At 45.4% G+C, this 21,434-nt stretch carries 18 protein-coding genes; 6 read left to right on the forward strand and 12 right to left on the reverse strand.

The genetic code is table 11. The features are described from left to right. Window positions 1–4 precede the first annotated feature (4 nt). The gene (kdsB, locus tag MLE17_RS05910; protein ID WP_243347832.1) at window positions 5–766 is read right to left on the reverse strand and encodes a 3-deoxy-manno-octulosonate cytidylyltransferase; all 762 of its coding nucleotides are present in this window, start codon (window positions 764–766) and stop codon (window positions 5–7) included. Between the two features lie 13 nt (window positions 767–779). Further along, complete coding sequence (locus MLE17_RS05915; RefSeq protein ID WP_243347833.1) at window positions 780–2,165, reverse strand: NfeD family protein; 1,386 nt, start codon at window positions 2,163–2,165, stop codon at window positions 780–782. Between the two features lie 532 nt (window positions 2,166–2,697). Between MLE17_RS05915 and MLE17_RS05920 the strand changes: the two genes are divergently transcribed. The 4 genes from MLE17_RS05920 (at window position 2,698) to MLE17_RS05935 (ending at window position 5,344) form a co-directional block, all read left to right on the forward strand. Continuing rightward, the gene (locus tag MLE17_RS05920; protein WP_243347834.1) at window positions 2,698–3,201 is read left to right on the forward strand and encodes an RNA polymerase sigma factor; all 504 of its coding nucleotides are present in this window, start codon (window positions 2,698–2,700) and stop codon (window positions 3,199–3,201) included. Between the two features lie 120 nt (window positions 3,202–3,321). Beyond that, the gene (locus MLE17_RS05925; protein WP_243347835.1) at window positions 3,322–4,185 is read left to right on the forward strand and encodes an alpha/beta hydrolase; all 864 of its coding nucleotides are present in this window, start codon (window positions 3,322–3,324) and stop codon (window positions 4,183–4,185) included. Between the two features lie 114 nt (window positions 4,186–4,299). Further along, window positions 4,300–4,467 carry a DUF362 domain-containing protein gene (locus MLE17_RS05930; RefSeq protein WP_243347836.1) on the forward strand — a complete coding sequence of 56 codons (168 nt, stop codon included), beginning with the start codon at window positions 4,300–4,302 and terminating at the stop codon, window positions 4,465–4,467. Window positions 4,468–4,678: 211 nt separating this feature from the next. Further along, entirely contained in the window at window positions 4,679–5,344 is a 666-nt protein-coding gene (locus tag MLE17_RS05935) for an inorganic pyrophosphatase (RefSeq protein WP_243347837.1), read from the forward strand. Between the two features lie 44 nt (window positions 5,345–5,388). Here MLE17_RS05935 and MLE17_RS05940 read toward each other — a convergent pair whose 3' ends face one another. From MLE17_RS05940 to MLE17_RS05960, 5 genes are all read right to left on the reverse strand, one after another. Continuing rightward, window positions 5,389–6,321, reverse strand: a complete 933-nt coding sequence (locus MLE17_RS05940; protein WP_243347838.1) for a PorT family protein — start codon at window positions 6,319–6,321, stop codon at window positions 5,389–5,391. Window positions 6,322–6,345: 24 nt separating this feature from the next. Further along, complete coding sequence (locus MLE17_RS05945; RefSeq protein WP_243347839.1) at window positions 6,346–6,792, reverse strand: DUF6108 family protein; 447 nt, start codon at window positions 6,790–6,792, stop codon at window positions 6,346–6,348. Window positions 6,793–6,870: 78 nt separating this feature from the next. After that, on the reverse strand, window positions 6,871–7,317 hold the full coding sequence (locus MLE17_RS05950) for a hypothetical protein (protein ID WP_243347840.1): 447 nt from the start codon (window positions 7,315–7,317) through the stop codon (window positions 6,871–6,873). 10 nt (window positions 7,318–7,327) lie between these two features. Then, window positions 7,328–7,825, reverse strand: coding sequence for an RNA polymerase sigma factor (locus MLE17_RS05955; protein ID WP_243347841.1), 498 nt, complete (start codon window positions 7,823–7,825; stop codon window positions 7,328–7,330). Between the two features lie 162 nt (window positions 7,826–7,987). Beyond that, window positions 7,988–10,399 (reverse strand): beta-galactosidase, encoded by a 2,412-nt coding sequence (locus MLE17_RS05960; protein WP_243347842.1) that lies wholly within the window; start codon window positions 10,397–10,399, stop codon window positions 7,988–7,990. 38 nt (window positions 10,400–10,437) lie between these two features. Between MLE17_RS05960 and MLE17_RS05965 the strand changes: the two genes are divergently transcribed. Then, window positions 10,438–10,665, forward strand: a complete 228-nt coding sequence (locus tag MLE17_RS05965; protein ID WP_243347843.1) for a hypothetical protein — start codon at window positions 10,438–10,440, stop codon at window positions 10,663–10,665. Between the two features lie 161 nt (window positions 10,666–10,826). On the opposite strand, the gene MLE17_RS05970 is transcribed toward MLE17_RS05965, so the two are convergent. Together MLE17_RS05970 and MLE17_RS05975 are read right to left on the reverse strand one after the other, a co-directional pair. Beyond that, on the reverse strand, window positions 10,827–14,108 hold the full coding sequence (locus tag MLE17_RS05970) for a DUF5107 domain-containing protein (protein WP_243347844.1): 3,282 nt from the start codon (window positions 14,106–14,108) through the stop codon (window positions 10,827–10,829). 160 nt (window positions 14,109–14,268) lie between these two features. Continuing rightward, the gene (locus MLE17_RS05975; protein ID WP_243347845.1) at window positions 14,269–15,654 is read right to left on the reverse strand and encodes a sugar porter family MFS transporter; all 1,386 of its coding nucleotides are present in this window, start codon (window positions 15,652–15,654) and stop codon (window positions 14,269–14,271) included. A 143-nt stretch (window positions 15,655–15,797) separates the two neighbouring features. On the opposite strand from MLE17_RS05975, the gene MLE17_RS05980 reads away from it, so the two are divergent. Then, window positions 15,798–16,688, forward strand: a complete 891-nt coding sequence (locus MLE17_RS05980; protein WP_243347846.1) for an AraC family transcriptional regulator — start codon at window positions 15,798–15,800, stop codon at window positions 16,686–16,688. A 70-nt stretch (window positions 16,689–16,758) separates the two neighbouring features. Here the strand turns inward: MLE17_RS05980 and MLE17_RS05985 are convergent, their stop codons facing one another. The 3 genes from MLE17_RS05985 to MLE17_RS05995 form a co-directional block, all read right to left on the reverse strand. Then, window positions 16,759–18,009, reverse strand: a complete 1,251-nt coding sequence (locus tag MLE17_RS05985; protein ID WP_243347847.1) for a glycoside hydrolase family 28 protein — start codon at window positions 18,007–18,009, stop codon at window positions 16,759–16,761. Between the two features lie 257 nt (window positions 18,010–18,266). Further along, a complete protein-coding gene (locus tag MLE17_RS05990) occupies window positions 18,267–19,619 on the reverse strand; it encodes an oligogalacturonate lyase family protein (RefSeq protein ID WP_243347848.1) in 1,353 nt (450 codons plus the stop codon). Between the two features lie 210 nt (window positions 19,620–19,829). After that, window positions 19,830–21,401, reverse strand: a complete 1,572-nt coding sequence (locus tag MLE17_RS05995; protein WP_243347849.1) for a sialate O-acetylesterase — start codon at window positions 21,399–21,401, stop codon at window positions 19,830–19,832. Window positions 21,402–21,434 lie beyond the last annotated feature (33 nt).

The raw sequence follows: 21,434 nt of genomic DNA on the forward strand, positions 1-21,434 counted from the left end.
CTTCTTAGCGTTTATTTTGAATGAATTTCTCTGCTTTATCCAGATCTTCCGGAGTATCAATGCCGATTGTTTCGAACTGGGTAACAGCCACATTTATCTTGTATCCATTTTCCAGCCAGCGAAGCTGCTCAAGCGACTCGGCTAACTCCAATGGTGTCTGCTCCAGTTCGGTAATACTTTCAAGGATATCCGTGCGGTAAGCGTACAATCCGATATGTTTATAAAACGTCTGGTGATTAAGCCACTCCGCCTCAGGGTAATTCCGAACATATGGAATAACCGAACGACTGAAGTAAATTGCCTCCATCCTGTCATTCATAATCACTTTAGGAGAATTCGGATTTGATAAAGCCTCCCAACCATCTTCCAACGTAAATGGCTTTACCAGAGTCGCAATCTGCGTATTTTTATTATCAAAACAGGCCTTGAGGAGACTTATTTGCTGAGGTTGAATAAATGGCTCATCGCCCTGTATGTTTACCACGACATCATAATCTCCTTCGCATTTCAACATCGCCTCATGACAACGGTCTGTTCCGCTTTTGTGTCTTTCGGAGGTCATAATCACATTTCCCCCAAATGAATGCACAGCCTCAATAATCCGCCTGTCATCCGTAGCCACACAAACTTCATCCAGAGTATCCATCACCTGCTCGTACACCCGTTGAATCATCATTTTACCACCAATCTTCACCAACGGTTTTCCCGGAAACCGAGTTGAAGCATATCGGGCCGGGATTACCCCTATAAATCTTTTTCCTGACATATTCTATTTGTTGTTATTTCTTCTTCACGTAAAGCTGTGCATTTTCAAACTTTACTACTCGGACATTTTCGCCTTTATCTAAATACGAGGTCAATGCAACCGCATCATATTGCACTCCATCAATCCTGATTTTACCGGAAGGACGTAATATTGTCTCCGCAACCCCCTCTTTTCCTATCAGTTGACTATATTCTCCCGGTACGGAAATATACCCATCTTGCAACTCCTGTGTTTTTTGCAGAGCAAATTTACTGAAAACCCCTCTTGTACCAATCCGGCTGCTCATATAAATTATCAGGGCAATGCCTAAGGTCAGTCCGGAAATGATAACAAGTATCGCCCGGGAGCTTTCATCCGAAGGTGCTGAATCAAAAGTAAAATCGACATTATTGACTAGTCCGAAAAACAGGCCCAGAAATACAAGAATTATCCCGGTCACTCCCGCAATGCCAAATCCGGGAATAATAAATATTTCGGCTAATAACAATAAACAGCCTACCACAAACAGAATAATTTCCCAGTATTCAGCCACCCCATCAATATACAACGGCGCAAAGTAAAGAACCGCTGCGGTTAGTGATATGATTGTCGGAAAACCGATTCCGGGAGCCTGCATTTCAAAATAGATCCCACCTATTATCAGCATAATCAATACCGCCTGCAAAGCCGGATTCATCAGAAAGCCCTTCACGTCATCCCAAACCGTCGGACGAAAAACCACCAAATCATAATCATCGTATCCCAACCGGTCAATCACAATCTCGTCAATATTACTTACTATAGCATCACAAAAGCCAAGTTTCATGGCCTCCTGCGCAGTTAAGGTCAACACCTTCCCTGAATCAACCACTCCGGGCACAACAATGGACTCATCTACCATCGCCTCTGCGATACGAGGATTCCGGTGCCATTTTACCACCTTACCGCCATTCATCTTAATTGTATCTTTCCCGTGCGCTTCGGCTGTAGAGCGTATAATTGCCCTCATATAGGACTGATATTTATCCGGCATTGGTTGCCCCGTCTCATTAACCACAGTGGCCGCCCCGACATTTGCTCCCGGCCGCATATAAATGCTATCGCAGGCAATCGCAATCAGAGCACCGGCTGAAGCCGCATTATTGTTGATAAACACATAAGTCGGGATAGGAGCATTGAGTATTAAGGTGCGAATTGAATCTGCATGAATTACGGTACCGCCATAGGTATTCATCTCAATAATGATGGCATCCGCCTTTCGCTGTCGGGCCTCTTTAAATCCCTCTTTCACATATATCCAGGTTTTGCTACCAACCTCGTCTTTGAAGTTTATCTTGTAAATAAGAGGTCTCTTTGCTTCGATAAGTTGCGAGGAGAATACAAACAGCAATAGAGAAAGACAAACTATCACTTTTTTCATGGAGTTGTTATTTGGTAAATGAAATACTCTGGTTTCGGCAGAAAGCTATGCAAACATAATAAATTATACGGAGTATTTGTTCAAAAGGAAACACCCATCCTAACGTTCCTGATTTCACCACAAGCCTGGCCTCTCTATTTTAAACCATTCCAGACTACAAAAACACCCAAACAGGCATGTTTTCAAACATAAACCAACAACATTATCACAGTTATTAACAACACAAAAACCTCCCATTTAAGTTAATACACACAAGATCCAAACTCCATCTAAGTTAAACCGAGTCAAATATGGAGTTATTCCGGCATTTTTAAAGCCACACATGTCATACTATGTTATTTTTTACACAATTCACAAATCCAGCACAAGGACACCATATAGTCCATTTTACAGATTTTTAACCATGGCGCAGTTTATATCCCTTCTAAATTATTTGGTTCCTTGCGAACAAAATATTATTTTTGTATCTGAGATATTTTCACAATATCTCAGCAGTAGTAAACCAGAAGTGAAACCTTTAAAAAGAACCGCTATGACAATGATGAATTTCACTGAAAGACTGATGGGCCTCCAGGATAACTTGAAAAATTTCGCCTATCAATTGACTGCCAACAGAGAGGATGCTGAAGATTTGTTGCAGGACACAACCCTGAAAGCGCTCGACAACCAGGAGAAGTATCTCGAAAATGTAAACTTCAAAGGTTGGGTATTTACTATTATGAAGAATATCTTCATTAACAACTACCGCAAAGTGGTACGAAACCAAACCATCATTGACCAGACTGAGGACCTTTACCACCTCAACCTGCCTCAGGAATCCGGTTTTGACACTCCCGACGGAAGCTACTCTGTAAAAGAGATTATGAAGGCAATCAATAGTTTTTCTGATGAATACAAAATCCCGTTCTCTATGCATGTTGCCGGGTACAAATATCAGGAAATAGCGGATAAAATGCACCTTCCTATCGGAACTGTAAAAAGTCGCATTTTCTTTGCCAGACAACGTTTACAAGAAAACCTGAAAGACTATGAGTAAATAAGATTTACACGATTATCTATAAAAAGAGTGATTCTCAACCGAATCACTCTTTTTTTATTTATCCGTACCCGAAGAAAATTTAATTTTGCAGGAACACTAACTACAAAACCATTTACGATGAAAAAAACATTCGGATTATTACTTTCATTACTTTTCTCGTCCATGACATTTGCCCAATCCCCCATCGACATTCCGGTTTGGAAAAACGGAGCTCCTGATCATAATGGCATTGAAGCTCCGGAGAGCTTTACGAATGAGGGGCATGCCCTCAACTGCAAAGAGGCTAGAATGTATGTTTATCTGCCACAAAAAAGTGATTCAGCAACAGCGGCTGTACTAATCTGTCCGGGGGGAGGCTATGCGCGTCAGGCGATGATGCACGAAGGACATGATGTTGCGAAGTGGCTCAACAGCAAAGGCATTGCCGGAATTGTGCTCAAATACCGACTTCCCAACGGATATACCGATATTCCGCTTGAAGATGCACAGGAAGCCATGAAGGTTATTCGCGCCAATGCTAAGGCATGGAATATCAAACCGGATAAAGTGGGAGTTTGCGGTTTCTCTGCAGGAGGACACCTTGCATCAACACTGGGAACCCACTTTGACAACGCCAGCCGGCCCGATTTTATGATATTGTATTACCCTGTCATTTCCATGAAACCGGGCATCACCCACAGTGGCTCCCGTTCAAACCTTTTAGGGAAGAACCCTGAACCTAAAATTGAAAATCGTTTTTCCAACGAGGAACAGATTACCCCGCAAACCCCACCTACCCTCTTAATCCTGAGCGATGACGACAAAACTGTCCCTCCGGTTAATAGCACCTTATTTTACAACGCCCTAAAAAGCAATAAAATACCGGCCACTATGTACATATTTCCAAACGGAGGACATGGCTTCGGTTTCAGAGAGACATTTGCTTATCATGACGTTATGACTCAGCTTTTGTGGGATTGGCTTCAAAAACAAGTAAAATAATCGTTGTAAATACGACAAAACGATAATGAAAAAAAGCAGAGAAAAATTTTGCTTCTAAGCTAAATCTGCTATTTTTGCAATGAAATTCATTCACTAATTTAAATCTAAAAAAAAATGGCTTACGTAATTACTGAAGATTGTATCGCTTGCGGCACATGTATCGATGAGTGTCCGGTAGAAGCAATTTCTGAAGGCGATATCTACAAAATTGATCCGGAAATTTGTACTGATTGCGGTACTTGTGCAGACGCTTGTCCTACTGAAGCAATTAAACCTGCATAATTAAGAAATCAACGCTCTCTTAAATGAGAAAAAAAGAGCTTCTGAATATTCAGAGGCTCTTTTTTTTTCTGTTAACTTGTCATAGGTCATTTCTTAGATATTAAAAATCAAAGACAAAGCCCTGCACGCTGAAAAAGAATTTTATCTTTGTAAAATTCAAGCAGAGAAAATCTGCTTCATCAAAACATTCACTCATCAACAGAAACTAATTATGGTAGATACTTTTTCTGACCCAATAGGCCGTTTAATGGGCCTCCGCTACAAGTCTCATCCCTGGCACGGTATATATCTGGGCAAAGAAGCGCCCGAAATGGTTACTGCGTTTATCGAAGTAGTGCCAACCGATACCGTAAAATATGAAATTGACAAAGATAGCGGTTACCTGCTGCTTGACCGTCCACAGAAATACTCCAACGTGGTTCCTGCGCTATATGGATTTCTTCCTCAGACATTCTGCGGAGAACTGGTGGGGCAATTCTGTTCGGAAAAAACCGAACGAACTGGAATTAAAGGAGATGGCGACCCTATAGATATTTGCGTTTTGACAGAAAAAGACATTACCCATGGAGATATCCTGGTTCATGCCCGACCCATCGGGGGATTCCGTATGATTGATGGTAGTGAAGCTGATGACAAAATCATTGCTGTACTAAACAATGATGTCGTTTATGAAGGCTATAAGGATATTTCTGATGTACCGGCTTTTGTGGTAGAACGGCTCAAACACTATTTTCTTACCTACAAGGATATGCCGGGAAAAGAGGCAAACACTGAAATCACCCACACTTACGGAAGAGAAGAGGCTTATGAAGTTATTAGGTGCTCGATAAATGACTACCGTAAACGATTTGAGAATCTGGGAAAACTATTATACTAAGCACGAAAGGCTGTCGGATAAGGACAGCCTTTCGTGTTTTATTATCAGAAGTTCAGCACCAATCCTACAGACACCGGTTTCACATCCGGTCCATTGTCCTTTTGGAATACTCCGGTCAGACTTTGTTTGGCAAATATGCTGATATTATCAATACCTGCCATCAGCATCAGGTCGAAAGAGAGCGGAGTGGTATTCAGGCCACGGTCAGTTACTTTTTTCACCACATCCCCGACGCTGTTTTTATATTTGACCTTAAAGGTGGAATACGTCTTGATTCCGGCCTCAACGCCTCCCGAAATAAAACTTTTACGCAAAAATCCGGGTTGCCACTCCAGCAATAACGGCATGGTAATACGGGTTACCTTCAAGCGGCTGTATTCATAACCTGACGCCAAATCGAAAGGCACCATTTGTGTCTTTCCATTAATCTCTTGAAGCATCATATTTTGATCCATCCGGTAGGTACGCCAGTTGATCCCCATACCGGTTACAAGTGCCAGCCGGTTGTTGTAAAGGGAATAGCTGTGCTCAATCAGATTGATAAACCATTCGGTTGTCTCTTCCGCTTTCAGTGCAAATCTATCGGCAGAAACCGTATGAAAGGGATTACCGTCATCTGTCACATTCATATAACCAATACCAATTCCCGCGTAGTGAGGCTCCATGTGACATTTCGAATTTTGCTTTTTGTTTTTAGGCTTGCCAAGACCGGGGAGTTGAATGCCAATCTCTTCTATTACCGACCAGGTTTCGTAGCTTTTACCATCGCTGTAAATGCCTTCAAAGATTTGTTTACAGGCAACGGTATCTTTTCCGTTTCTGGTTTCATAGACTTTTACCTTCACCTGGTCGGGCTGGTCTTCCACTTTAATCACTTTATTTTTATAGCGGAATGTTGTATCCGAAGCTGCCGTTTCTGCTAAAAGAATGGCTGGCAGGGCTAAAAAAGCCCATAGGGTTATAAATTGATTTCTCATAATGTTGAATATTTTCGTTTGTTACTATTTTTTCTTCAGGAGCATATTTACAATATTATCGGTTTCTTCTTCCGTTTCGATGTAAATAAGCGTTACGACATTAGGAGGGTCACTCCGGAAGAGGATAAACCGGTTGTCTTTCCCACGCTTATTCAGCTGATAATAGGCCGATACAAGCTCACCTCCTTTCATGACCTGCTTGATTTTCTTTGCCCCTTCCTTGTCTTTGGACAGACAGTTTCGGACAAACTCTACCGACGAAGGGTCTTCCTTTATACTGATGCTTTTATACAACGTCATATTGTAAGAAGCAAGCATTTCGCGACTCATTTCGACCATGACCACATGCTTTCGGGAACCATATTTCTCGAAAACCTTACTAATCTGTAAATCCGACTGGGCATTTACCAACTCCGGTAAAAGCCAGAATACGGATAGTAAAATCAGGATTCCGTAATTTTTATTCTTCATATTGTATTATTATTTGGCTCTATCTAAATGAATTCAAAATCATTCCGTACCCACCCGCAACGTTATAGAACCTATTATTTATTCAAACAGACTAAGTTGTTCTTTCATTAGCCTTTCAGCCTCTTCATCCGGATGACTCTTTGGCTCCATGGTTACATCATCCAACGCTTTCAGGGCATGTTCACGTACTTTTTGCGGATTGGTGTAGGTAGTACCGTCAATGATTACATAACTACCAATCAGCGGATGGGCAGGTTCCTCCCTACGGTTTATTATCCAGACTGAACCGATAATAGCTGCCGCAATTGCCGTCCAGCGGACTACCTGGGGTATTATTCTTGCCCTGCGAGGTGCTTTTCCCACTTTTTCACTGGCAAAATGGTCAAACATCGCTTTCTCCGCCCGGTATTTTTTAGGTAAATGCTTTTGCCGGAAAAAGCGATGAAGCGCTTTCTCTTCAGCCACTGAAGTCTCACCTTCAAAATACTTTTCAATTAATTCATCTATGTCTTCAAATCGTTTCATCATCACTCAATTAAATGGCAGTTAACTTCAGATAAACTTCCCTTACCCGTTTCCGGGCGCGGGAGAGATTCATGCGAACGGCTTCGATATTCGTTCCGGTTATGGAGGCAATCTCTTCATTTTCCATTTCCTCCACATCTTTCATCTGCATTATCATCCGTTGTAAAGGTGGCAACTGGTCTATGATCGAGCCAATCAGCTTTTCCGTATCACTTTTTTCCAGCATCAGGTGCGGGTTGTCGTGAGCGGTTTGCTCAACATTATCGGCCATCGGCTCTTTCCGGTACCTGATGCGTAGCTTATCAATGCAGATATTCTTAGTCACCGTCGTGGCAAAAGCGGAAATGCTGTCATACCGGTCAAGCACATCACGCGTATGCCAAAGCCTGAGGTATGCTTCTTGTACAGCATCCTCCGCATCCTGCTCATCTTCCAGCATTTTGCATGCTATCCGGAACAGTTTCTCGCGCAATGGCAGTACCTCTGCCTTAAATCTTTCGGGACTCATTTGTTTATAGGACGAATTAACGCCACAAGTATAACATCGAAACGGGGAATTTTTTCAGAAAAATAGAAAAGCCTGCCCGGAACATTTGTCCGAACAGGCTAAATTTAATGATTTCAACCGATTATTCCTCTACAAGAATGGAAAATCGAATGGCTTTTCAAATTACTTCCACGTAATCTCTACCTTATACTCCACACTAATTACAGGCTTCTTGATTTCGAGAAATTCCTTTTTGTTACCAAAATCAGGAATCACCTCTTTGTCCAGATAACTCAGGTAGGGAGCATCTTTAGCCATTGGCATAAAATAGAAATACATTTCGTTGGTTTTCAATGCATCGCTGTATCGTTTCAAACCGATAGTCCAGGGCTGGCTGGAGTAGAGGTTGTCGGTCTGCAACTCGCCATTCATCATGCAGAGAGCGCGGTCTCCCCGGTAATCGAAAGTCACAAAGACATCGTTTACCTTTGACCAGTCCATATCCGGTGCTTTGAGCACGAAGTGGCGGTCATCGGCCTGTACCAGTTGGAGCTTCGGCTCAACTGTCGGAATAGAGATGGTACGTTGCGTCATATTCGGAAGAGGTGCCACTGTTTTCTTTACGACAGCACTGGTTGCCGATATTTCCTTCACCGAAGGATAAACTGCTACATCCACGGCTTCACCATTTTTACAAATCAGGGAGATTTTCTCTCCATCCAATACGACCGATTTACTAATCACCAAATGCTGATTTTCTTTTCCTACGAGATATGCATTAAGCGCCTGCTCCCAGGGTAATACGAGAAAGGAGACTCCGTTGATCTGCATTTCTCCGATTTTGCCGATCGGGAAAGCGACCACGGTATTGCCATTGCGCGTAAATGTTTTCATGCCTGAACCGGTCACTTTTACTTTTCCTTTCAATACCATTTCCGGAGCAATGCCATCAATCGAAACCAGCACATTGTAACGTTTCCCCTGGTTGGTAAAGCGGAAAAAAGGCTGAACGGTAGCCATTCGCACCTCAACTCCATCCATATTCAGATTGAATGGAAAAATGGCAGAAGCTCCGGTTTTAAGAGTAAATGTCCCGGTTTCGGGAAAGGATACTGAACCCGATTTTGTCGCGATGTCTACTTTCAAGCCTTTCAGTTCGGATATTGCTATATGGTCCTGAAAGTTATGCATAAAGAGAAAACCCTTCTCCCCATCGCCCCTGACCGCATAGCGCAATGTAGTGGTATTGGTCGGTTTGATGGTATCGCTTCCTACGGGAAGAATAGTGTGAAGCGGAGCCAGCTCATTGCCAAAAGCTGACAAGAAGTAGTTGATTAGCTTGAGAGAATAAAACCCTTTGCTCATTTGGCCAAACTCGCCAATCGGAGCCTGATAATCGTACGATTTGTTGTGTAATCCCCACCCTTCAGCAAAAAAGAAGTTGCCAACAGAAGGGGTGGTTCCCCCGTGATACATGTAGAATCCCAGTCCATTGGTACCGCTTCCCACGGTACGAACCATCATCGGGAGGAAGCTTTCACCCAACACATGAGGACGTCGTGAATAAATATTAGCCATACCTGTGCCCAACTCAGCCGCCATCGACGGATAGAGGTTGACATCATAACTCACAGGTGAATAGTCCGGCTTTTGCTGGATATCCTTATAGGTATAGAAGGGTGACGGATCGGTGCCCTTGCTCCAGAAAGGGTAAGCATAACCGGCCATGACCGGAATCGAACCTTTTTCAATGATAGTCGCCCGTCCCCAACCGGTGGCGGTATAGATAGGCGTGACCAGTCCGGCTTTGATAGCCAGTTGCTTCAGCGTCTTCATGTGGTCGCGCCCCACATCGGCAAACTCATTGCCGGCATTGTTAATGCCCACGCCATCCTGCGTGATTTTATTGTCGCGCCGTCCCACCGTACGCTCACGTGGAGCATCCATATAGCTGATTCCCCAGGGAGCCGCCGAGTGCTGGTATTCATTTTCAATCTGAACACCAATAACCGGGCCTCCATCCTTAAACATCAAACCCCGAAGTTGCTTGCCAATCTCCTGATACAAGCGGTTGGCATAAAACAAATAACCGGCATCATTGGTACGCACCTCTATAGGTCGGCCATAGAGCCAGTCAGGCAAACCTCCGCTTCGGATTTCTCCGTGTGCAAAAGGACCAATACGCATCAGGACATCAAGCCCATTCTTCCGGCAAAGTTCCACAAAACGGCGCACATCGTAATCTCCGCTCCAGTTGAAGACTCCCTCTTTCGGCTCGTGCATATTCCAGAATGCATAGGTGGCAACCACTGATATGCCTCCGGCTTTCAGCTTTTTCAACTCCTCATCCCAATATTGATGAGGATAACGACTAAAGTGGAATTCTCCTATGACAGGAATTATAGGCTTCCCGTTGCGTTCGATGTAGAAACTGTTTACCCCGATAGTATCACCGTTGACACTGCGCCCGCCCAGGTCGAGATGCCCGCGCATCACATCAGTACGCACTTTGGTGATGTCGATTTGGTAGCTGTTTTGGGCAGATAAAGTGGCTGCCAAGGTCAGCGTGGCGAGAAACAATCTGTTTTTCTTCATTGAGTTGAATGTCTGTTTTTTGTATTTTCGATTGAAATATGGCTCTGAAATATGGCCCGAAGGCAGTGAGAAATGCGAGGGAGTCAGACTCCGGAGCATTTCTCACTGCCGCTGAGGCATTTCTGGATGCCTCCCTAGCATTTTCGGGTGCCACTGAGGCATTTCTGCGTGCCTCTCTCGCATTTCTGCGTGCCGCTATCGCATTTCTGGGTGTCTCCCGAGCATTTCTGAGTGCCGCTGAAGCATTTCTGCAATTAGGATTCTAAAGAGAGTGCCTACAAAGTTACTTATACTCACAATACTGGCTTGAAAGTTGCGAATACCAGACCTAACAGGTTTTAAAAACCTGTTAGGTCTGGCCAGTAGATTTCTCAAACCTCCAAGGTTTTGCCCCCCCGGAGGGTTATGGCTTGGAGGTTTTAACAACCTATATCATCGCCAAATGCGTCTGTACACCCTGGTGATTATTATCCAGAGTAAAGGCTTTTTGCAAATGCAATTTCGCTTTGCTGGTTTCGCCCAATCCCAGGTAACCAAGCCCCATCATGTAGTTGCAATGGATGACATTGCGGTGTGTGAAGTCATCGTCCCAGATGAGCAAGTCGGGCAGAGAAACCGCAAAATAATCGATTTTCACCTGGTCAAACAAATGTTTCTCTCCATAACTTATCAACTTATTGAAACGGCTTCGGGCCTCTTCGTCACGACCCAGTTTCAGCAGGGCTAATCCCTGATAGAAGATTTTATCCGGCTTCTGGTCATTGTAATAGATCGCTGCCGCGGGTTCGCTGATACCGACTGCGGCGGCTTCGAAGCAAGCACGGGCTTTTTCCGGTTGATTCATGCCTTCGTAAGCACAACCGAGGAAGTAGTTGAAATCATTCTCCTGCGCTCCGGGCAGTTTGCCTTCACCCAGATTGTGCGGATATTCGAAGCATTCAACCAACAGCGTTTCTGCCGTTGCATATTCTTTTTTGCCTAAAGCAATCTTAGCCAGTTCGAGGCGGGCTATCTGGTATTGAGCCGGAGCTTTGCCTTCGCCTCCCTCCCACGGATGGAAACGGCGGGTTTTGATCAGGAATTTAGCCTCTTCATAGCGGCCGCTCTGATTCAGTAGGGTCGCATATTCAAGGTAAAGGTCATCGCGCATTTTTACCAGAGCAGCATGTTTATCGAGAAATGCCAGACGCCCGGCATGCGGACGATTCAACCGCTTGTACAATTGGTCCAGCTCCATCAGTATACGGGCATCCTTTTCATCCAGTGCAAATGCCTTTTCGAGTAAAGTAACCGCTTTCTCCGAATCATTCTGTTTGTTGAACGCAGCCAGCGAAAGGTTTCTCAATACGGTAGGAAAATTCGGATTAATTGCCGCTGAAGCTTCCCAACAAGCGATGGCATCAGTATATTGCAGCTTATCGTACCAAAGATTCCCAAGGTAGAACGGTGCAAAACCATCCTGCGGATTAGCATCCATAGCACATTGCAGCGCCAGAATGGCTTCCAATCGGTTCGGGAAACAGCAATCCGGTTTTTGCTCAGATGCAACTTCAAATACGGCTTTTGCTTCCGCAGTTTTATCTGCCAATGAGAGCGCCCAACCCAGATAGTAGAAAGCCATTGGTGACGGCTGTGCCTTGTCGATACAAAGTTGCAGAATTGCCACCGCCTCATCATAGAGACCTGCATTGATATAATCAAGAGCAATTTCTTCGTAGTTGTGACTTTCAGTACGCATAAGCGTCAGCAGCTGAGCCTCAACCGAAACATTCTGAGTAATCAGGTATTTTTCAAAAAGGCAACCGAAGTTGAAGTGGTCAATTTTGAGTGAATCGTCGATCAAAGCCAAAGCTTCATTTTCTTTGCCCAAATGGCGTAGAATCGCAGCCTTCAGGTGGCGGGCACGGTGATTGTGCCAGTTGCGAATCAGCGATTTGTCCACTTCGTAAAGCGCATCATCAAATCGACCGTCTATTACAGAAATTTGTGCCAATGAATAATAGGCCGCATCCTGCCAAGCCGCATTCCAGCAGGCTTTGTAGAATGATTCGTAAGCCTCCTCGTTTTCTCCCGTAAACTTCAATGCCAAACCGAGGTTGTACAACGGCTCACCGTCATACGGATTGGGATTGCGCGTGGTGAGTGTCTCAATCGCACGACGATAGTATGGAATCGAATCGGCAAATCGTCCCTTGCGGAACAGCCAGATTCCCATCGCATTGTTGCAGCGGGCATCAGACGGATCGCGGTGCAAAGCCTCCTGATAGTAATCGGTCGCTTTGTAGGTGGCATGACGGTATTGTTCGATGTGCAGACCATTCAGGAAAAGTTGCTCGTTCGTCTGAATATCTTTGGGGTCTAAAGCCGGTTTGGCCGCTTCGGGTATGGTCTTGATTTCATCTTTCTCAGGCGTCCAGCAGAGGATTTTCTTGCCATTCTCCGCATTTACGGTTACAGTCAGCTCCTGATAGGAAATGCCATTCAATGCAATTCCTTTCTCATAGACATTTTCAGGAGAAAGGGTTTGAACCTCTTCCAACAGAGTCGCATCCTGACTTTTCAGCACGATCTTCACATGGGTCAGTTTGCGGGTTGCAAACAATTTCAAGACCGCTTTTCCATTCTCTTCTTCCAGATTTAGTAAAAGGTCAACGCAGGCATTCTTCACCACACCCAGTTCGCGATACGGCATGAAGTTCTGCACGAATGTCTTTTCCTCATACGGCTGTAACCACGAGAAGTCCGGCTGATTGTCGGTAAACACACCGGTCATCAGTTCGATGTATGGGCCATCACTGTCTGTCAGATTGCGATCCCAGGCACAACCGAAATCACCGTTGCCCCACGTCCACTGTTTCTTCCCCGGAGAAATGTGGTGATTCGCCACGTGCAACACACCGGCACGGGTATCGTTTTCGTATCCGCCCACGAAGTCGTATTTCGACTTAATAGCCATGTAAGAAGTGGGAACAGGAATATTTTTGTAGCGGGAAATGTCCACACCGGCAGAGTAGTCCATCTTGTAATAGACACCGGTAGCAATCGGGAATTTCGACACGTCACGTTTTCCGTGGTCAAATACGGCATTGACATCCGGTGGGAAAACCGATTGGTAGTCGTCATTTACACATACCGCGGGATTGGCCCACCAAAGGAATGTCTGCGGCACCGGTGTCGGATTGAATAGCTTTCCCTGAAGCTCCAGCACTGCACGTCCCGGACGAAGGGTAAATCCTGCGGAACCTTTTTGATGAAACATACGCTCCTGCTCATTTACCCAAACGGTAGCGCTTCCATCGGCATGTTGCTCGATGGTATAATCCACCGGCAGATAGGTACTCGGACGGTGGTGTTGCGGCCAGTTGAACTCCAAACCACCGGAAATCCACGGGCCGGTCAATCCTACCAAAGCCGGCTTAATCACGCTGTTGTAGTAAATGAAATGGCGCTCTTTGATTTTATCGTAAGCCATTTGCACACGACCTCCCAGCTCCGGCAGAATCATGATTTTTAGGTATTCGTTTTCGAGGTAAACGGCATTCCACGCTTTATCGACCTTCTCATCGGCAATCTTTTCGACTACCGGATAGGGATAAACCACACCGCTGCTGCCCTGATAGACGCGCTTTTCGAGGAACATCGGATTCTTCTCGGGTTCTCCGATTTCGTATGTGGGGATAATAACGACTTCTTCCCAGACTTTGACCATAGTATATTTTGATTTGATTTTAACTTGTTTTTTAACGCTGACAGGTCTTCAACGCAGTCAGGTTTCCGGTTCATCATTGGAGTACGGTTTTTAAAAGGTATGACAATCGCACCCCAGCAGTAACCTGTCAGCGTGCTTGCTCCTGACAGCGTTAAGACTTTCATTTCACCAACTCCTTCTCCAGTTCCTCCAGCGATTTGCTTTTTGTCTCCGGTAATCTTTTGCGAATAAACAGGAATCCCGACAGGCAGATGAAGCCGTATAACCAGAATGTTCCCGATGCGCCGAGACCTTTATTCAGTAAAGGAAAAGTATAGGTAAGGATGAAACAGGCACTCCACAAGGCAAACGTAGCGACCGCCATAGCTGCACCGCGTATTTTGGTGGGATAGATTTCGGAAAGTATTACCCAGGTAACCGGAGCAAGTGACATCGCATAACAACCGATGGCGATGACCACTAACAACAACAGAGGCCATCCCGTTACTGAGAAATGATAGAGAATACCCATCACTGCAAAGATACCGGTCAGTCCGCCCGACCCCATCAGCATCAAAGCCCTGCGACCGAGCCGATCTACCGTGTACATCGCAAGTAAGGTAAATATCATATTTGCCAGACCGGTCACTACGATATTGAATAACACGTCAGACAAACCGTAACCTGCCGCCGCAAATATCTCCTGCGCATAGTTGAAAATCACATTAATGCCACACCATTGCTGCAACACGGCCAGTACAACGCCAATCGTCAGCACATTCCACATGCGGGGATGAAAAAGCTGCTTCAGTCCACCGGCTTCAGGGAAGGATTGCTCTGCATCATGAATCTGTTTCAGTTCGGCTTTGGCATACTCCTCACCACCGATTCGGCTGAGTATCTCACGGGCTTTATCCTCTTTATTGCGAATGGCCAGCCAACGGGGACTTTCGGGAATAAATATGGTTAATAGGAAAAAGAGGAAAGACGGGACACAGACTGCCCAAAACATCCATCGCCAGCCCATCTGTCCGTTCCAGGAGTTGAGAATATCCATGCCGGTGCTTCCTGCTGCAACGGGCTCGGCAATCTGCCAGTTAGCCACCTGGGCTGCCAGAATACCAATCACGATGGTCAACTGGTTCAACGAAACCAACCGGCCCCGCATGTGTGTGGGTGAAATCTCGGCAATGTACATCGGGGAAAGATTGGAGGCGATACCGATACCGACACCTCCCATTAATCGGGCCATAACAAAGAGGGTAAAGCTACCTGCCGCCCCGGTAATCATCGACGAAACGAAGAACAATGCAGCAGCCCCGAGCAGCAATCTCTTGCGGCCATATTTCTCACTCATCATCCCCGACAATGTGGCACCGCCCAGACACCCCAAAAGCGCACAGGCCATGGCCCAACCTTGCAGGTAAGCCGAATCGGCAATGCCGAAATATTGTTCGTAGAAAGGTTTTGCACCGCCGATTACAACCCAGTCGTAACCAAAAAGCAGTCCCCCCATAGCAGAAACTCCGGCGATAAAGAAAAGAAAACGGTGATTGAAATTCTTCATGATATGATTGTTCGATTTGATAGTGCAAAGAAAATGTATCAATGGCAATTGCCTCCTATAAATAATATGGAATAACATGGATTATATTCCGATAACCGGAAAACTTGATACATTTGCAATATTAAAACGAATGAACCCGGAACATGGTTAAAATCAAAAGCGGATTTAAAGGAGAACGGGCGGTAATCCTTCCCGAATCCATTATCAATGAGCTTAAAGGCAACCCATTCAGCAATAAACTTTATATGACTGACCTGGGCTTCTACCCCAAAGCCGGATTCCATTTCCGCAAACGGAGCAAAGAGGAAGCCCTGCAATATATTCTAATCTATTGCCTGGAAGGGAACGGATGGACTCAGACAGAGGGTGAGACACAGAATATCACCGCACACCAGTTTGTCATTATACCTAAAGGGAAAGCACATGCTTATGGTAGTGATCCTAATAATCCATGGACAATCTACTGGATACATTTCGACGGGGAGATGGCGGGGTTCTTTGCAAATGGGCTGGACAAGCCGACACGGATATCTCCGGGAAGCGATTCTCGTATCGAACTGCGGTTGCAACTCTTTGAGGAGATGTTTGCAACGCTGCGCAACGGGTATAGCAAGGATAATCTCTACTACAGCCTCACGGAGTTTTACCATTTTCTGGGGTCGCTGAAGTTTCTCCGGAGTTACCGGGAGAGCGCCAGCGAGCAAGAGAGTCAGCGGGATGTGGTGGACGAAGCAATTCACTTCATGCGTGAGAATATCCGCAAACGACTGACTTTGGCCGAAATTGCCCGTTACGTGGGATTCTCTGCCTCCCACTTATCGGCCCTGTTCCAGCAAAAAACGGGATATTCGCCCCTCAACTACCTCATTCAACTCAAAATACAGGAGGCGTGTCATCACCTCGACTTCACGGATTTGAAGATTAATCAGATTTGTATGATGATTGGCTTTGAAGACCCGTTTTACTTCAGCCGGTTGTTTACTAAAACGATGGGAATATCACCGACCGAGTATAGGAAGAAGAAGAAAGGATAAAAAGAAAAAAGAGATTACTTCCAGTTCAGGCTGAAGTAATCTCTTTTTCTATGCTAAATATACGATGAATCTATTGGTTTTGTAATGGAGTTCCATTCACAAGAACGTTCTCCATTTTCACATCGGAGTATTTATTCTTAAACGAAGCCTTGGGTGTAGTCACATTGATATCTTTGAAAACAATTTCAGAGACGGAGTCATTCGGATTCCCCTGCATTTCGCCAAAAGTAAGACTTTTCACCTTTACATTAGAAATAGTGATGTTGCGAACTTTACCACAGGGTTTCTCTTTACTTCCGTTGAGATTGAAAAACTGGGTCCAGGGAGCCATATTGATGATGGAGCCGCACATGCCGGTGATGTTTTCAACGGTAACATTTTCATAGAGCTGGTAAGTATCGGGGCGCATCTTGAATTTCAGCACAGGACAGGTATTGTCAACCTTGCAATTACGCATGGTAATATTTTTGGCATGAATACATTCGCTACCCAGAGTCAATGTCGAATGAGAAGGGCCGAAGGTACAATGCTCAATAAGGACATTCTCCACAATACCGTTTTCTGGAAGTTTATGAGCGGTAGGACCTTTTCCTCCTTTTACACAAACGGCATCATCATTGACGGCTATATAACAGTAGCGAATGGTCACACCTTTACAAACGTCAATATCCACACCATCGGTACTCGGAGCAGGAACAGGTTTGTACGGTGAGCGAATGTCACAATGATCGATCAAAACATTCTTGCATTGATATAAATGGGTCGTCCAGAATCCGGCATTGCACATCTTCACATTACAAAGCAGCACATTCTTACATCCCCAGATAAAAACAAGGCGCGGACGGTGAACATCCAGGTTGGTTGCTTCCTGTTTCATCCTCTTCATCGAATCACGATACGCCCAAAACTGCTTCCAATAGCGCAAACCGTTCCCATTAATTTTACCCGGTCCATTAATACTGAAACTATCTACACGATAAGCGTTGATCAGCGCGGCATAATAGTCGAGTTTCCGCCCCTCCATGCGAGATGGAATCAAAGGATAATCGGATATGTTATCTGAACCTAGAAGTTCGGCCCCCTCTTCCAGGCGAAGTTTGGTATGTGGCTTAAAAAACAAGGCGCCTGAAAGATATGTACCTTTAGGAATCACGATAGTGCCCCCTCCGCTGGTGTGTGCCAGGTCAATCACTTTCTGAATAGCAGAAGTATTCATCGTAGTGCTATCGGCACGGGCTCCGAAATCCGTAATAACATAATCTTTAGACTGAGCGGCAAAAACGACAGCCATTAAACATACAAGCAGAAATAATCTCTTCATAAATTATTATTGTGTGCGGCTTAATATCGCGAGCCTTTCATTTCAGCAATGAATTATGGCCCGGGCCGGACTGTAAAATATTTATGACAAAACTACGGTATCTGCCTCTTTTAGGACTGTATAATCGTACTCAATGCCTGTAAGATAATTTTAGGCTATCAAAAAGACTCAATTTTGCTACTTCGTATTTAAAAATGGAAATTAATCCACCTCATTTTGAACGAATTTACCACCGTCAAGCACTTTTGTAACCAAATTCACTTTCTCTTCAACCATTTTTCCGGCACGGGAATCACACAAATGTTCATCGATTTGCCATCTGCCGAAAGCATTGCGGACTGAATCTCTATCTTCGTGTTATCAGGGCTGAAGGTCGGATGGGGATGATCGGCGGCCGTCGCCTTATGTCCGGTAGAGAGCAGAATCATCTCATGAGTACGGCGGTCAATCAGATATATATTACGTGCAAAATCATCGCCTACGACAAATCGTTTATCAGACGAACCATTAACATGCCAGAATCCGCTACCACTGGCCGTTTGTCCGGCAATAACCATTTCGCGCGTGTTGATATTGACAATGCCCAGCCCCGTAGGCTTCTCGCGTGTACCGCAATCTCCCCATTCGGCATCCTGACCGGGATTGATACCTTTGAAATCTGTCCCTTTTACGTTCATAGTATCAGAAGATGATGCAATTTTGCGATGTCCTAATATGGCAATCGCCACTTCATCCGGCGAAATGACCGCTTCATGCGTCACCCATTCGTAAGAAGCCTCGGGATATAACGGACGAAGACCCGAACCATCGGAATTAACGATCCAGGTGCGCTGTGGAGACTTGCCTCCCGTTTCCCAACAAAAGATAATCTGACCTGAAACCCACGGATTGGTCTGAATATGTCCCACCTGAAAAGGAACTGAAGTAACGTATTTGACTTCTCCCGTATGGATATTCATACCAGCAATACCGGCGGGACCGGCTCCCATGTGACGGGGACCAAATGCAGGTTCAATCTTAGCATCGGGAGCTAAATGACGGGCAGCCTCCTCCTTGCCTACACGAAACCAAACCCAATCTTCACTGCCGTCGAGCGCCATATCGCCACCGGCTTCCAGTTCGGGAGGTGTTATCCCACAAATTCTTTGGTAGGCAGCCACCGGTTTCATTGTTCCGGCCTGACTATCGGCAAAGAGTTTTGCCAAATCGACCTCAACAATGGATAAAGACTCGCTTAACGTATCATTTTGCTGACGGCGCATAAAATAGAGTTTCATCGACTTGCGTGCCACGTTGAGCATACCGGTGTAACCGCCTTCGGTCACCTGAACCATCACACCGCTCTTCTCATTTACGGCCATTGCCTCGCCTTTAACCCGACCGGAACGGAAAATAAGCCACTTGCCATCGGAAGTCCATTGGTTGTGCGTCTGGTAAATCTTGGAATCCCCCACCGGAGTGCTGGTAAGAAAGATTAGTTTGTTTCCGGTAACGGGATCTTTGATGACTTTCCGCTCGGAAGGGAAGCGTTTACCTATCTGGGCAAACGGTTGGATAGTCGTAATACAGACACCCAATGTCAACAGAAATATTGCAAATCTTTTCTTCATGTTATTGTTATTATTGCTTGAATGGCAGAAAATGCCCTTTACAAGTAGCTTATTACATAGGATAAGTAATCAAATGTCACCTGCAAGGTAATGATATGTCGGACGAAAGGTAACCAATTGTCACCCGCAAGGTAATGATATGTCAGGTGAAAGGTAGTCAATTGTCACCCGCAAGGTAAACATATGTTACCCTGCGGGTAATCGTATCTTTTAGAAATTATCCGTTCTAAAGTTTGGCGACCACAAACCGTCCTTGTTCGAAAGACTTGCCGGAGGATTCACGCTCCAGGCGTAACGAACAGCGATAGGTTTCTTCACTTCCGGAGAGGAAACAACAATCGTCTTTCCCTCTATTTTAGCTTCCGCCCACACAAACTTCTTGTCTTCGCCACAAATGGCAAAGCCGGTCAGTTTACCATCCTTCGCGACAAGTCCACCACCCACGTGGTCAAAGAAGAGACGAATTTTATCACCCTCTACTTTATAGCTTTTGTACATTGGGCCGGAGTATTCAATCTTTTCGCCATAGACTTTGGCACGGGCAGCCACGCCAAGGCGATAACCGATAGCCTGTTTGTTCTTTGGGTGAATGTTTTTAGGGTCATTGCCCGCGTTCTCAATCGCAACGGCCATTGCGGTATTCGGAATGGAAAGGTTTTTCACCTGAGCCTCACGAACGGTCATCATAATGTCGTTTTTCACCGGCTCGGTTACAGGAGCGCCGTAGTTGGCCAATTGAACATAGAGAAACGGAAAGTTACCTTCGCCCCATGACTTGCGCCAATCGGCCACCAACGTCTCCATAATCTCGCGATAGAGATTGGATGACGGTCCGTTTGACTCACCCTGATACCACAACGCTCCACGAATGGCGTAAGGAACGAGAGGTGCAATCATACCGTTGTAGCAAACGTAAGGATTATGCTGGTCAACAATCGGACTCGGATTGCGCGGCGCTTTCAACTTCTTAGAAGCGGAAACATCACCGGCAGCCGCCTGAGCAGCGGCCTGGTCTCCCTGATATTGTGCCAGTTCTGCACGGTATTTTGCCATAAGATTAGCACTATCGGCAACGAACTTGTTGAGTTTATCGTGATAAGCATCCAAAAGCGGCTTCAGATTCGGATGAGATTCCAGAGACTCCTTGCTAATCCACGTTTCAGCAGTGCTGGCCCCAAAAGCGGAAGTCACCATACCGATAGGTACATGCAATTTTTTCGAAATCTCGCGGGCAAAAAAGTAAGCTACTGCAGAAAAATGGCCAACAGTCTTTGGCGAACAGACTTCCCATTTGCCGATAGCATTGACTTGCGGAGTCTGTTTCGGGGTATAATCAACGTCAAAGACACGGATGGTCGGATAATTGGCATTGGCCACCTCCTCGGCTTCATTGAGCACGCCACACCAGTAACGGTCTTCTTTACCTACGGTCATGTCCATGTTCGACTGGCCGGAGCAAAGCCACACCTCACCGACGTAAACGTCATTGACGGTAACGGCATTCGTACCTTTGATTGACATCGTGAATGGTCCGCCTGCCTTCTGCTTCGGAAGACGAATCATCCATTTGCCGGAAGCATCTGTCGTAACAGTTTGCTCCGATTTATTGAACTTAACGGTTACTTTCTCACCGGCTTTGGCCGTTCCCCACACGGGAATCAGCACGTCACGCTGCAACACCATATGGTCGCAGAAAAGTGTCGAAGGTTTCACTTCGGCTTTTGCCCAGAATGTAGCGGTAAGAGCTACGGATAGACAAAAGAGACGGGATAGTTTATTCATTGTTGATTAATTATTAGAGAAATATCACAGAGG

The organism is Parabacteroides sp. FAFU027, assembly GCF_022808675.1.
Classification (GTDB): domain Bacteria; phylum Bacteroidota; class Bacteroidia; order Bacteroidales; family UBA7332; genus CAXXIC01.

Bases quoted from the DNA above. Each gene is read 5' to 3' on its own strand.
- kdsB (WP_243347832.1), bottom strand. From the start codon at position 766: ATGTCAGGAAAAAGATTTATAGGGGTAATCCCGGCCCGATATGCTTCA.
- MLE17_RS05915 (WP_243347833.1), bottom strand. From the start codon at position 2,165: ATGAAAAAAGTGATAGTTTGTCTTTCTCTATTGCTGTTTGTATTCTCC.
- MLE17_RS05920 (WP_243347834.1), top strand. From the start codon at position 2,698: ATGACAATGATGAATTTCACTGAAAGACTGATGGGCCTCCAGGATAAC.
- MLE17_RS05925 (WP_243347835.1), top strand. From the start codon at position 3,322: ATGAAAAAAACATTCGGATTATTACTTTCATTACTTTTCTCGTCCATG.
- MLE17_RS05930 (WP_243347836.1), top strand. From the start codon at position 4,300: ATGGCTTACGTAATTACTGAAGATTGTATCGCTTGCGGCACATGTATC.
- MLE17_RS05935 (WP_243347837.1), top strand. From the start codon at position 4,679: ATGGTAGATACTTTTTCTGACCCAATAGGCCGTTTAATGGGCCTCCGC.
- MLE17_RS05940 (WP_243347838.1), bottom strand. From the start codon at position 6,321: ATGAGAAATCAATTTATAACCCTATGGGCTTTTTTAGCCCTGCCAGCC.
- MLE17_RS05945 (WP_243347839.1), bottom strand. From the start codon at position 6,792: ATGAAGAATAAAAATTACGGAATCCTGATTTTACTATCCGTATTCTGG.
- MLE17_RS05950 (WP_243347840.1), bottom strand. From the start codon at position 7,317: ATGAAACGATTTGAAGACATAGATGAATTAATTGAAAAGTATTTTGAA.
- MLE17_RS05955 (WP_243347841.1), bottom strand. From the start codon at position 7,825: ATGAGTCCCGAAAGATTTAAGGCAGAGGTACTGCCATTGCGCGAGAAA.
- MLE17_RS05960 (WP_243347842.1), bottom strand. From the start codon at position 10,399: ATGAAGAAAAACAGATTGTTTCTCGCCACGCTGACCTTGGCAGCCACT.
- MLE17_RS05965 (WP_243347843.1), top strand. From the start codon at position 10,438: ATGGCTCTGAAATATGGCCCGAAGGCAGTGAGAAATGCGAGGGAGTCA.
- MLE17_RS05970 (WP_243347844.1), bottom strand. From the start codon at position 14,108: ATGGTCAAAGTCTGGGAAGAAGTCGTTATTATCCCCACATACGAAATC.
- MLE17_RS05975 (WP_243347845.1), bottom strand. From the start codon at position 15,654: ATGAAGAATTTCAATCACCGTTTTCTTTTCTTTATCGCCGGAGTTTCT.
- MLE17_RS05980 (WP_243347846.1), top strand. From the start codon at position 15,798: ATGGTTAAAATCAAAAGCGGATTTAAAGGAGAACGGGCGGTAATCCTT.
- MLE17_RS05985 (WP_243347847.1), bottom strand. From the start codon at position 18,009: ATGAAGAGATTATTTCTGCTTGTATGTTTAATGGCTGTCGTTTTTGCC.
- MLE17_RS05990 (WP_243347848.1), bottom strand. From the start codon at position 19,619: ATGAAGAAAAGATTTGCAATATTTCTGTTGACATTGGGTGTCTGTATT.
- MLE17_RS05995 (WP_243347849.1), bottom strand. From the start codon at position 21,401: ATGAATAAACTATCCCGTCTCTTTTGTCTATCCGTAGCTCTTACCGCT.